General features: G+C 37.7%; 13 protein-coding genes. 5 read left to right on the top strand and 8 right to left on the bottom strand.

Annotated elements, in window-relative coordinates; genetic code table 11:
- Positions 1-74: 74 nt before the first annotated feature.
- Positions 75-1,961, bottom strand: coding sequence for an FAD-dependent oxidoreductase (locus AC07YC_RS21970; protein ID WP_494920442.1), 1,887 nt, complete (start codon positions 1,959-1,961; stop codon positions 75-77).
- Positions 1,962-2,559: 598 nt separating this feature from the next.
- Here AC07YC_RS21970 and AC07YC_RS21965 point away from each other — a divergent pair.
- Positions 2,560-2,760, top strand: coding sequence for a hypothetical protein (locus tag AC07YC_RS21965; protein WP_336634684.1), 201 nt, complete (start codon positions 2,560-2,562; stop codon positions 2,758-2,760).
- A gap of 144 nt (positions 2,761-2,904) precedes the next feature.
- Here the strand turns inward: AC07YC_RS21965 and AC07YC_RS21960 are convergent, their stop codons facing one another.
- Positions 2,905-4,053 carry a copper amine oxidase N-terminal domain-containing protein gene (locus AC07YC_RS21960; RefSeq protein ID WP_494920441.1) on the bottom strand — a complete coding sequence of 383 codons (1,149 nt, stop codon included), beginning with the start codon at positions 4,051-4,053 and terminating at the stop codon, positions 2,905-2,907.
- Positions 4,054-4,227: 174 nt separating this feature from the next.
- On the opposite strand from AC07YC_RS21960, the gene AC07YC_RS21955 reads away from it, so the two are divergent.
- A complete protein-coding gene (locus tag AC07YC_RS21955; protein ID WP_336634686.1) occupies positions 4,228-4,692 on the top strand; it encodes a DUF2691 family protein in 465 nt (154 codons plus the stop codon).
- Between the two features lie 102 nt (positions 4,693-4,794).
- On the opposite strand, the gene AC07YC_RS21950 is transcribed toward AC07YC_RS21955, so the two are convergent.
- The gene (locus tag AC07YC_RS21950; RefSeq protein WP_494920440.1) at positions 4,795-4,920 is read right to left on the bottom strand and encodes a hypothetical protein; all 126 of its coding nucleotides are present in this window, start codon (positions 4,918-4,920) and stop codon (positions 4,795-4,797) included.
- A gap of 320 nt (positions 4,921-5,240) precedes the next feature.
- Here AC07YC_RS21950 and AC07YC_RS21945 point away from each other — a divergent pair, with 320 nt between their 5' ends.
- The gene (locus tag AC07YC_RS21945) at positions 5,241-6,845 is read left to right on the top strand and encodes an ABC-F family ATP-binding cassette domain-containing protein (RefSeq protein WP_036125767.1); all 1,605 of its coding nucleotides are present in this window, start codon (positions 5,241-5,243) and stop codon (positions 6,843-6,845) included.
- A gap of 49 nt (positions 6,846-6,894) precedes the next feature.
- On the opposite strand, the gene AC07YC_RS21940 is transcribed toward AC07YC_RS21945, so the two are convergent.
- From AC07YC_RS21940 to AC07YC_RS21925, 4 genes are all read right to left on the bottom strand, one after another.
- The gene (locus AC07YC_RS21940; RefSeq protein WP_494920439.1) at positions 6,895-7,638 is read right to left on the bottom strand and encodes an amidohydrolase family protein; all 744 of its coding nucleotides are present in this window, start codon (positions 7,636-7,638) and stop codon (positions 6,895-6,897) included.
- A 163-nt stretch (positions 7,639-7,801) separates the two neighbouring features.
- Positions 7,802-9,037: a beta-ketoacyl-ACP synthase II gene (gene fabF / locus AC07YC_RS21935; RefSeq protein ID WP_494920438.1), complete on the bottom strand. Its 1,236-nt coding sequence runs from the start codon at positions 9,035-9,037 to the stop codon at positions 7,802-7,804.
- A 20-nt stretch (positions 9,038-9,057) separates the two neighbouring features.
- Positions 9,058-9,615, bottom strand: coding sequence for a TetR/AcrR family transcriptional regulator (locus AC07YC_RS21930; protein WP_494920437.1), 558 nt, complete (start codon positions 9,613-9,615; stop codon positions 9,058-9,060).
- Positions 9,616-9,694: 79 nt separating this feature from the next.
- Entirely contained in the window at positions 9,695-10,165 is a 471-nt protein-coding gene (locus AC07YC_RS21925) for a DinB family protein (protein ID WP_336634690.1), read from the bottom strand.
- A gap of 169 nt (positions 10,166-10,334) precedes the next feature.
- Here AC07YC_RS21925 and AC07YC_RS21920 point away from each other — a divergent pair, with 169 nt between their 5' ends.
- Both AC07YC_RS21920 and AC07YC_RS21915 read left to right on the top strand, forming a co-directional pair.
- Entirely contained in the window at positions 10,335-10,943 is a 609-nt protein-coding gene (locus AC07YC_RS21920; RefSeq protein ID WP_494920436.1) for a hypothetical protein, read from the top strand.
- A 61-nt stretch (positions 10,944-11,004) separates the two neighbouring features.
- Positions 11,005-11,829: a S1C family serine protease gene (locus tag AC07YC_RS21915; protein ID WP_494920435.1), complete on the top strand. Its 825-nt coding sequence runs from the start codon at positions 11,005-11,007 to the stop codon at positions 11,827-11,829.
- Between the two features lie 55 nt (positions 11,830-11,884).
- Here AC07YC_RS21915 and AC07YC_RS21910 read toward each other — a convergent pair whose 3' ends face one another.
- Positions 11,885-12,370, bottom strand: coding sequence for a YkvA family protein (locus tag AC07YC_RS21910; RefSeq protein WP_336634998.1), 486 nt, complete (start codon positions 12,368-12,370; stop codon positions 11,885-11,887).
- Positions 12,371-12,607 lie beyond the last annotated feature (237 nt).

Raw genomic sequence — 12,607 nt, 5'->3', positions numbered from 1 at the left:
TGTTCATTTGTAAATTTCGTCATAAAAAAACTACACCTCCAATTGTTAGTTGTGTCTAACAATTGGGGTGCAGTTCATTTTGAGGAACGTTCTTTTTCTATATAATGAATGACATCTGCCATGATGGCATACATCTCTTTTAACTTCAGTTGTTTATTGTCTTTCACTTTTTTCGCTACTGTTTCAGTAACAATTTCCTTTTCAACTAAGCTTTCCCAGCTTGTTCCAGTCGATTCATCGATAAGCACATCTGCCAAATACTGCGCCAGCTCATCTCGCGTAATAGCTTCATCACCCGTGCTATATACCTTATTAATGACAATCTCCAGCTTATCTTTCTTATCGGCTGTACTCTCACCTCCGGCACGAATCATACTTTCTTTAAACATTTTAGCAAACTTAATTTTCGTTGCTTTACTGTCGACCTTTAAATCATTATCATAACCACCCACTACAAGCCCATAGTTAATTAACGATTGAATGGCTTCATCATACCACTCGCCCTGATAAGGATAGTCCACAGAAAATGAATCAATATAGGCACCTTGTTTATCCAACTGCTCTCTTAATGTAGCAATTAATTTTTTATCCTTGCTCATTTCTCTAAAAGTAACATCTTCTTGAAGAGCCAGTGCAGCCGCTGTCCCTGCCGCTTCCCCAGTCACCATACCGGTTGGAACAATACGGGCACTTCCCGCTGCTAAAGATGAATAACCTGCAGATCGTCCTACAACAAGTAAACCATCGATATCCTTTGGTACTAAAGATCGGAAAGGAATCGCATATTGCTTTGGTGCAGAAATAACATAGCCATAATCATGGGGTGTTTGAGCCTGCACATCTACTGGATAAGAGGCAATCCCAATGCTATCCCAATGATCTCGATTTTGCCAAATATCGGACATTGGTAATTGATATTCCGCCCAGATATGTCTTGTTTCTCGTACATAAAGCTCTTCTGGGAAGCTAACAAGTTCTGCTTTTTCAAATCCAGGGAAGTTTTCCTGTAAATATTTAAGTACATGCAATGTTTCTTTTTTACCAGCAGCAATGGCCGCCTGCTTCGAATGATCATTTAAGCCATCAATACCAAAAATTTGTAAGGCATTAATAAAATATTCATCATCCACTCGCGCTAAATTTAACCCTCTTAATCTTGTACCTTCTTGTAAAGGTGTATATTCATCATGAAGCTTTGTAAAGCCCCACATAACGGTATGATTCAAGTTAGCCCCGCCAAATACATCTGACTTCGCCGCTTTTTTTACTTGATCCCAATCAACATTTTTCAAGTGAAGCATTAATGTTACAGCCATGCGTTTATCCTTTATCCCTATATCTTCACCACCAACGAAGAAAGGAACTTTAGACATCGTAGCAAAATCCGCATCCTGTGTAGCATCTATGAATGATTTTCCTTTAACGACATATGTACCGTATTCATTTTTTAGCTCAACAGACGTTAGCTGCTGTTGTTGAAGATTCGCTTTGACAACTTCCGTTTGCACCGACAATGTTAGATTTGGTTCCTCATCAATCAGCTTTTTAAATGCTGCTTTCGCTCCGACGATACCAAAAGCATCATTGCCTCGAACAAGCTCATGCCATTCTTGAAAAATACCTTTACTGATGGAATTATTATGACCATCTCGTGGAATATCTAGGAAATTCAACATCCCATATGTAAATAATCCACCCAATTCTTCACGTTTTTCTACCAATAATGTTTTAGCCCCATTACGTGCTGAAGCAACCGCAGCAGCGACACCCTCAGGCTCGCCACCAATGACAATTACATCATATTCAGACTCTATATTGTTAATTGGTACTGGCTTTTTATACTCATCCACTAATTTATTGTATGCCATAGAGTTTGTTATTTCTTTGATAAAATAGTAGCTTCCAAACCCAAGTAAAACTACTAAGATAGCAGTGGCTGTCCATAATAAGCCTTTACCCATAATATACCTCCGATAGTTAATATTTCCAATAACATGTTTATTTTATCATCATTTCCGCCTCTTAAAAGAGCTGAATGTCCTATTTGTTCCGTTGCCGAATACTGTATGGCCTATCATTTACTATAGTATTTTCCTATGAAATTAGCGCAAAGGATACGTGTATTCCACCATATAGAGGATTGGGATATTTTTTCCGATTTGCAGACAAGGTTCGTTTCGTCACTTACATTAGACAGTCAAAACGGGGGATGTGCTTGTGAGCACAAGTAGATAATCAGGATAAATTGTACCTGATAAAAAAACAGTCAGAATCATTTTAGTCTATATTTATAGCAATAAGCAACTAAAACCCCCGTGGTAAATGATGTCAATTTACTATTCTTTTTCAAAAATAGTTAAAAACACTACTATGTAGACGCACCAACTTCAAATAAAGTTACAGAAAAAAAGATATTTTTCAATAATCTTTCATGCGTTAATTTCATCCGTCCCTCCAGACCCATTTACCATTTCACTTCCAACTCAAAATTTGTTATGTTATTTAGTAAGAAAGAATTTTCCACAACGTGAACTTAGAATTAATAAATGAGGTGTATGTATGGATCGATTTGAAGTTTCTTTTAAAAATAAAGCAGTGCGAATCTGGTTTTACACGGTATTCCCTGCCATTATATTAGCTATTATCTCAATTACTATTTTGCCCAATGAGCAAAATAAATATGTTTCATTAGGTTTGTCACTAGTTGTAATCGTATATTATATTTGGTTTTTTTATACGAAAAAGCAACGCAAATACTAGAACATGTTGTGCCAGAAAGTAATCTCAAACTAATGGCCATGCCCCATTCCAATCATAACGAACCGAGTAAGCAAAAATTGACTGGCTCAGGATCCGTACACTACAGAACCTAAACCAGCCAACTGTATCATGAATACGCAAACTTTAAGGGTGTAAGACCTCATGATTATGGCCTTTTACGTCTACCCGGTAATTTCCAAAAGTTTTTTTTCTATCATCTGAGCTTAAATTGCCAAATCTATTATAACCAAAAATATAGATGCCGTTATCATTTATTTTCCAGTTATACGAATTGCCTATAGTATCAAAACCATAATAAAACCCTGGCTTGCCTAAATAATCAGTAACCCATTGGCCATTTGTTCGTGTGGCAGATTTTAAATTACTCGTTTCATGAGCATTTTCAATACCACGCTCATATCTTGTTAGATAATAGACATTATTCTCATAAGGTTTTACAGCTTTAATCGGTGCTTTTTCTACAGCTACTCTTGAAATGGATTGTCCATCCACATCATATAAAATAAATTCTCTTGTCGTGTTATAGGCGTAGTCCATATAAAAATTGCCCATTTCTGTTTTAATCCAAATATCCCCTAATTTAATGATATTTTTATCCTCAATAAATTCCTCATAAACAAATGGTTCAAAATCAGAAAAATAATTGCTATACAATAATTGACCCTTTTCTTGGATTACTGCCATAAAACGATCGCTATAGACAATTGATTTCCCCTGAAATAGCCATTCACAAATGCGGACAAGTTTAAGATTTTCAAGCTCTGCTGCCTTTTCATCTCTAATTATAATCAAACTATAAGGTTGTAGGTTTTCATTCTTTAAATAGACTACTTTTTTATCAAAGGCCTCCCCTATATATCTTAGAGGAATATAGGTAGAATTTTTATGAAGGCTAGCAGCAACGTCCATTTGAATAGATTGGCCATTCACATTAATAGCCTTGTTTCCGATTTTCAAGGTTATTGTTTTATCAGAATTTTTTATGGCTATAGTATTATTTTTAGCATTGAAATCGACTATTGCGCCAAACCCTTCAGAAATAAAGCGAAGTGGCACTAAGGTTCTCCCTTCTTTGACAATTGGCTGTACTGTAGAAACCATATTACCATTGACAAATGCCTTTGAGCTTTCAGGCGACATCATGATACTGTTTTGAAGATCATTTTCTGTTATATCATGATAATGTTCACTAAGTTTTGCTGCCTGTGCAGTTTGACTAAAAGGCAACATCCAAAAAAAAATGACACCTGTTATAATAATTTTTATCTTCATATTATACTCCCCTATATGATTTGCTTATTTTAGGTATGCATAGACGTTGACATTTTCCAATATAAGCCAAATTATACACTTTCCTATTGAGAGTTGCCCAGAAAATTACATTTTGTAATTTATAGATTATTTTGTTTTATAATAAAAATAGTAGATTGAAGAAAGGATGTTAAAATGCGAGGTATTTCTTTCGAGATTAATAATGAATATGGAAAGTTTTTATCTGATATTTTATCAAATATTATTAATCCTTCTTGGTATTGGTCAGTAGGTCCTGGAGAGTCTTACAAAATAGAAAAAGGAACACTTGGTTCAGATTTATTTCCCCCCAGTGTTAGTTTAAATGGTCCATCATTCTTAGAATATATTTCAACTGATGCATATTATTTAATATTTACGGATCTAAAGGCTTTTCCTAATATGGAAGAGGTAGTGGAAATTAAAAGTTATGACGATTTTTTAAAGAGCACTTGTGAACTTGCACTTTTAATTATAGATTCATGCTATGTATCCATTTTTTTAAAAGATGAGTCAATTACTCATAAACTTTTCGAACGTGCAAAAATTTTTCATTACACTAATATTAACTATATCACTAACGAAAATGATACGCGTACCAGTTTGACAGTATGGGGATAACTAATTGATTACTAAAAAAACTATGTTGCCAAAAATCACAACATAGTTTTTTTATTTTAAAATTGTGCTGGGTGAACACCTGATCTTGGATTAGGATGACTCTTATGGAACATCAGGTGAATTATGTAAATCCTCACCACTCTGGAAATAATCAATATCTTGTTTAGCCTTACCACTTTCATCAAAATAACGTCTTTGTTTTATTTGACCACATGAGATTAAATCCATAGACGAATAAATAGTTGAAGAAAATGGGAGACTACTTCCACCACAAGTTGAATGGCTCGTAGTTTTCCCTAGTACCATCCTAATAAATCAAGGAAAGTGATTATACACCTGATATGATCTATAAAGTATACGGACATGTTTTAAAAGAAATGGAAACGGAATCCGTAGCTTTATTCAGTAACAGCTTACAGCAAGCTGGGGCAAGAACTGGGGCTATTCAATAAAACAATTGCCAATAAACCTTGCTGTCATAATGTTTATAGACTATGGAACATATTTCATGATATACTAGTGCCATTGTGAAAAAAGGAGGAACTTGCATGATTCAAGTTAGTAATGTAGGTCTTCGCTATGGCGATCGTAAACTATTTGAAGACGTAAATATAAAATTCACACCAGGTAACTGCTATGGTTTAATTGGCGCAAACGGTGCTGGTAAATCAACATTCTTAAAAATTCTTTCTGGTGAAATTGAAGCACAGGAAGGTAACGTATCAATGGGCAAGGACGAACGTTTATCCGTCCTTAAACAAAACCATTTTGAATACGATGATTATACAGTGCTTGACACTGTTATTATGGGGAATAAACGCCTCTATGACGTAAAAACAGAAAAAGATGCTATCTATGCAAAGGAAGATTTCTCAGATGAGGATGGTATGCGTGCCGCTGAGCTAGAAGGTGAATTTGCAGAGCTAAACGGTTGGGAAGCTGAATCAGAGGCAGCGACATTATTAAACGGTTTAGGTATCTCAGATGACCTTCACTACATGCTAATGGGTGATCTTGAAGGTTCAGATAAAGTAAAAGTATTACTTTCGCAGGCCCTATTTGGTCAGCCTGATGTACTGTTACTCGATGAGCCTACCAACCACCTTGACTTAAAAGCTATCCAATGGTTAGAAGAGTTCTTAATTAACTTTGAAAACACAGTCATTGTTGTATCCCATGACCGTCACTTCTTAAACAAAGTATGTACACATATTGCTGATTTGGACTTCTCTAAAATTCAATTATATGTGGGTAACTATGATTTCTGGTATGAATCTTCTCAATTAGCTCAAAAAATGGCTCAAGACCAAAATTCTAAAAAAGAAGAAAAAATCAAAGAATTACAAGCGTTTATCGCACGATTCTCTGCGAATGCTTCTAAATCGAAGCAAGCGACATCTCGAAAAAAAATGCTGGATAAAATCGAGTTAGATGACATTAAGCCATCAAGCCGTAAATATCCGTTCATCAACTTCCAAATTGGTCGTGATATCGGGAATGATGTATTAACAGTTGAAGGTCTAACTGCCACTCATGAAGGCGATTCACTGTTTAAAGATATTCGTTTCTCGATGAACAAAGATGATAAAATCGTTTTACTTGGTAGCCCTCTTGCTAAAACAGCGCTTCTTGATATCTTAATGGAAGATAAAGAGGCAGATGCTGGTACATTTAAATGGGGTGTAACTACTTCACAAAGCTACTTCGAAAACGATCATGACAAGTACTTCGAAGGAACAGAAAAGTCATTAGTAGAATGGTTACGCCAATATTCTCCTGACGATGAAACAGAAAGCTTCCTACGTGGTTTCCTAGGACGCATGTTGTTCTCTGGGGAGGAAGTGAAAAAATCACCTTCTGTTTTATCAGGAGGCGAAAAAGTTCGTTGTATGTTATCAAAAATGATGCTTGCCACAGCAAACGTGATTTTACTAGATGAACCAACCAACCACCTTGACCTTGAATCTATTCAAGCATTGAACGAAGGCTTAATTCGTTTCAAAGGGGCTATGATTTTCACATCTCATGACCATCAATTCATTCAAACAATTGCTAACCGTGTGATTGAAATCCGTGAAGACGGCTCAATTTTAGATAAGCAATTAACATATGATGAATTCTTAGAGTGGAAAGATCGCGAAGGTTTAAACTAATTCCAATAAAAATCCTCTACCGAGTGTTTGGGTAGAGGATTTTTTGCATTTACTTGTCATACCATTGCCTAGCATTTTGATAGAGAATTTTATCCGCAGCCTGTTCATCAAAAAGCTCTTGAATCAATTCAACATCCTCAAATTCAAAAGGTCGTTTTGCTCGTGTCGATGGCAAATCTGTTCCAAACATTAACGCATCTGGATGAATGCTATAGATTGTTTGCAAAGCATTTTTCACATTCAATTCTACCCGACCAAAACCAGTCGCTTTCACACGTACACCTTTCTCTACAAGCTTTAGCAAATGTGGTAAACCTTCCTCCGATAAGCCTAGATGGTCAATTGAAATGGCTGGTAATGCTTCAATCGTGGAAGCAATCTCAGGTAAATATTTGGCATCTATATAAAGTTCACTATGCCACCCCGCCAACTCATACACTCTTCTTGCAAAGCTATCGAGTTTTGACAAATCCTCTGAACCGCCTCGTTGAATATTGAAGCGCAAGGCCCTTACTCCATTTTTATGTAAATGAAGGATTTCATCATCTGTCACTGTATACGGTAATTGCGTCACCCCACAAAAAGCGGGACCTAGTTGTTTCAAAGCCTTCAATAAATAATTTTGATCAAATCCTTGAAAGGAACCGGAAACAATGGCGCCCCCCTCTATATTGAAAAGAGCTGTTTCCTTTTGATAGTCCTCTACTACATAGCTCGGTGGTGTGTATCCTTGATTTTCTATAATCGGAAAATCAAAATCAATAATATGAAAATGTGCATCAAAAATTCTCATTATCCATCCTCCCTTCTTTTTTAACTTATCATAGAAAGCACATAAGCGAAAATATTGATTATCTGCGCAATCTCATAAGTAGAACTTATCATAGATGAATAGGTCATTTAATAAAGACAATAAAAAATGGTATGAAACGACCATTTCATACCATTGTGTACTATTATTCCTCAAACTTTTTAAAAGCCAACACAGCATTATGACCACCAAAGCCAAAACCGTTAGACAAAGCAATGTTGACGGTTTGATGAAGCGCCTCGTTTGGAACATAATTCAAATCACACTCTGGATCTGGCGTTTCATAATTAATCGTTGGTGGAATGATACCTTCCATAATACTTTTTAAGGTAATGATGGCCTCGATTCCACCAGCTGCGCCAAAAAGATGGCCTGTCATCGACTTCGTGGAGCTCACTTTTAATTGATAGGCATGCTCACCAAATACACTTTTAATAGCCTTTGTTTCCGATTTATCTCCCTCTGGTGTACTAGTACCATGCGCATTGATATAATCGACAGCCGTCACATCAATGTCACCCATATTTAAGGCTAGTTTCATCGCATTAGCTGCCCCGGTAAAATCAGGCGCTGTAATATGGAAAGCATCAGTCGTCACCCCATAGCCTACGATTTCTCCAAGAATCGTAGCGCCCCTTTGCTTAGCATGTTCATATTCCTCTAGGAACACAACCCCTGCTCCCTCTGACATGACGAAGCCGTCACGATGGCTATCGAATGGCCGGCTAGCTTGTTCTGGCGCATCGTTCCTAGTAGACATCGCCTTCATACGGGAAAATCCAGCAAAACTCAGCGGATTTATCGGTGCCTCAGCCCCACCAGCTAAAATACCATCTGCATAGCCATGACGAATATTTAAAAACGCTTCACCAATTGCTTGGTTACCCGTTGCGCAAGCGGAAACTGGTGAGAAGCTTGGCCCTTTGAAGCCTGTTTTAATCGCGATAATCCCTGCGGCCATATTGCTAATCATCATCGGCACCATAAACGGTGACACCTTCCTTGGTCCATTATCGAGCATGGCTTGATGATTCGCTAAAATCGTCTCAATTCCCCCAATACCTGAGCCAATATAAACACCTAGTCGTTCCTTATTAACTTGCTCCATATTTACGTTTGCTTGCTCCAAAGCCTGCTGAGATGCAGCCAGAGCATATTGAATAAAAAGATCATATTTACTTAATTCCTTTTTATCCATATATTGAGTAGCATCAAAGTCAGTGATAGAACCAGCAATTTGTGTTTGAATGCCGCCGAATTCCTCCGCTTCTAACTTTGTAATACCTGATTTTCCTTCTTTAATGTTCTCCCACAAGGCTGATACTGTTTGACCTAGTGGTGAGATAACACCATATCCTGTGACAACTACTCTACGTACCATATATTCCTCTCCTTTTTCGTTTACTTTAACAGTTCCTTTAATTGCTCCAACATTTTGTGAAAGAAATCTTCCCCTAAAACCCGTTTGTATTGCAAAGCACCCTTTGTACTCGAAATAAGCAGGATGGCTAATGCCTCTAAATCCATTGTCGACTGAAGTGAGCCATGGTTCTTAGCATCTTGTAGTAAATCCACTAAAACATCTACTTCCAATTGGCTAAGCTGTTGAACTTTTTCTTGCATCGCAGGTGACAATTCTTGATAGTCCGCCTGTAATGCAGAAATCGGGCAAACACCATCTTGTTCTAGAAATGTAATCCGTCGTAAAATAAAGGCGAAAGGTTTTTCCTCAGCTGCTACTGTAGCTTCCTTAATTACTGTATAAGCCTCCTCTAATCCCTTTTGAATTCTTTCGCAAACAGCGATCCCTAAGTCTTCCTTCTTTTCAAAATGATAATGAATGCTCGCTTTTGTTACACCAACCTCTTTCGCTAAATGGTCATAACTAAATGATGTGAAACCTTTTTCTTGAATATTCTTCAATGTTAATTCAATAATTTGTGATTTTCTATTTGTCATGGCTATATACTAACTTACTAGTAGGTAAGTGTCAAATAAAAATACAGCAGATAGGTTATTTATCTGCTGCAATTCAAGTCTATTTCATTTCTTGTGTTGGTCCCATAACACCCGGTACTGGTAAACCAGCTTGACGAAGTAGAACTGTCATTTGACCGCGATGATGCGTTTGATGATCAATTAATGCACGTAATAAAGCGCCCTTTGGTATTGGCCCTGTAAAGCCATTTACCACTTCTAGTAAATCTTCATTTGAAAGCTTTGCTGCTTCCTCTTTTATACCATTTACAACTTTCTCATATGCTTGTACAATTTCTACAGCTGTCGTTGGTACAGGGTCTTCTTGACGAATCATCGGAACCTTTAAGCCTGCTAAATAACTAAAATATCCAGCCGCTCCAACTAAATGCCAACCAAGCCAGCCAAGTGTACTATGTCCCTCTACGATACTTTGATCTAACTTTTCGTCCGTTACTGCCTGTAATACTTTCAGTGTTCCCTCTGCAGCCATCGTCCATTCCTGTAAAAAATCATCCGCTTGTCTATACATAACCATGCCCCCCATTTTTTAACTACAACTCTATCTTAGTTAAATTTTTTCATAGTTACAAGTTTTCAACCTTTAGTTTACATAATAATATTACTAGAATGTTAGCTATCATTCGTATAATGCACAACATTCACGTATAATTAATAAAAAGTAGCGAGGGAGTGTGCCAATGAAGCATTCTATTTTCGTTCTTGCCCTAGTATTATTGTTAGCAGGGTGCCATGAAGAAATGAAAAAAGAACCTGTGCACCCAGCTGTTCAAGATCAAGTGTCACTACTCACCTATTTCCCACCTAATGGCTCTGTCGCATATTTTCAAGGAGAGGGAAATGAATTTGCCAGCTTTACTCTACAAACTACCTATATCGATACGCAACATATCGCTCAAGTGGAAGATAATGGTGGTGTGACCCTATTAAAAATTTATCGCATGACAGATTCAAAGATTGAGCTAGTCTATCGTGAGCCTGTAGACAGTAACCCAAGCTTACCTAGTGCAACTGAGGTTGCAGCCTACCCTGTGCTAGAAACGATACTGCAGCAACCGATACAAGTAGGAACAAGCTTTGAAGGCTGGACCATCCAATCAACAACTGCTCAAGTCGATACAGGAACAAAAGTCTATACGAATGTCATCCAACTTACACGCACTGAAGATCCATTCATAACGACCAAGTATTTTGTACAAGGGGTTGGCCTCATCAAAATCGAAGATACGATGGAGTCAGATCAAGAGCCGCCATTTGTCGTGACTTCCACCTTACAAAAAATAGAATAGTATGATGATGATAGGCGTCCTGCTTGGGCGCCTATTATGTAGCAAAAGGAGGCATCATCCTATGAGTGACCTACATAAGTCTGCTAACGAGCAGGAAGAATTAACAGAAGAAGAATTTATTGAGCTTGTGTTAACCGAGCAACAAAAAGCATTAGCTCAGGAGCAAGAAGAACGTCTTTATGGCAAAAAAATAAAAAAGCCCAAGCCATTCGTACGCTGGATTGTATGGAGTATGGCATTCGTACTGTTTTTCAATACATTCGCGCTTATTTTTCAAATTTATTCTATTCCGGCTATCGAATTTATCAAAGTATCAACGAAGCTATCAGCACAAGAGGATATACAAACTTATAAAAAAGCTATCGTGGAAATTTCGACAGGTTCCAGCAAAGGCACAGGTTTCGCCATCTCACCGGACGGTCTCATTGTCACCAATGCCCATGTAGTAGAGCAAGCACAGACATTATCCGTTGTATTTCCTGATGAGGGAGTAATGGAAGCAACACTAATTGAGAGCTATCCGAATGTTGATTTAGCCTTATTGCAAGTACAAGCAGATCAGCTTCCCTATCTTCCACTTGCAGCCAATCCAACCTTCCCTGAAAATGAGCATATCCATTTTATCGGTAACCCCCTTGCCTTTACTGGAATAGCTAATGAAGGAACTTTGCTGGAATCCATTCAATTAGACGATTGGCAAGTACCTGTAATGATGCTGAAAGCCCCAGTTTACCGTGGCAATAGTGGCAGTCCCGTCATTGATCAACAGGGCGAAGTCATCGGGATTATCTTTGCCACGATGAAATATGAACCTATAGGACGAGTTGGCCTATTTGTCCCAGTCCAACAACTCCACCATATTTTAGAACAATCCAACAAAAAATGAACCTGTAAAGTGCAGGTTCATTTTTGTTGAAGTCATTCGAGTTTACATAATAATATTATTTATCTTTACTTTCCTGTTTCACAAACTGAGCAATGGCCGACTTCACAGGTATTTTACTAACGACCTCATCACTAACCTCAGCAACCTTTTGGAGAGCATGCAAAAGATGATCATCCCCTGTCCAATGCTTTTCCACCACTTCCGGCCCTAATTTATTAATAATCGTATTCACCACAAACGTCGCCAACACGATATCATCCAAATAACCACCAAACCCTAATATCCCCTCAGGCATCAGATCCAACGGAAACACAAAATACGCAATCGACGCACCAATCAACGCCCGACTTTTCTTATCCACCCCTGCATCTGTTAACGTTTTAACTAATAAATGAAATAAATCAGGCACAAACATTAAATACGGTGTAAATTTACTGCTCTTGCCCTTCTTTGACCCAAGAAAACCAACTAATTTTGTCCGCAACTTCTGATAAAAATCCTGCTGTTCCTGATCATTCGGTAATTTCATTAAATCTTCCATCAATAAATCAACCTCCCATAGTAAATACCTTTATGTGCTCTTGTTGTGGCGCTATTTAGTTACCTTTTGCGGTGCTTTTTAGCACATTTTGCGGACTATTCACCATTGCCTCTCTTCAAATCCTATACGAATTTTAGCGCGCTATCCAGCACTTTCGCCGTGCTATCCGTCACTTTCGCAGGCTATCCGTCACTCTACTGGTTCTATCCGTCACTCTACTGGTTCTATCCGTCACTT

The organism is Lysinibacillus sp. GW247-5R2A, assembly GCF_059424475.1.
The sequence above is the reverse complement of the archived record's forward strand: the minus strand, read 5'-3'. Positions and strand labels throughout refer to the sequence as shown.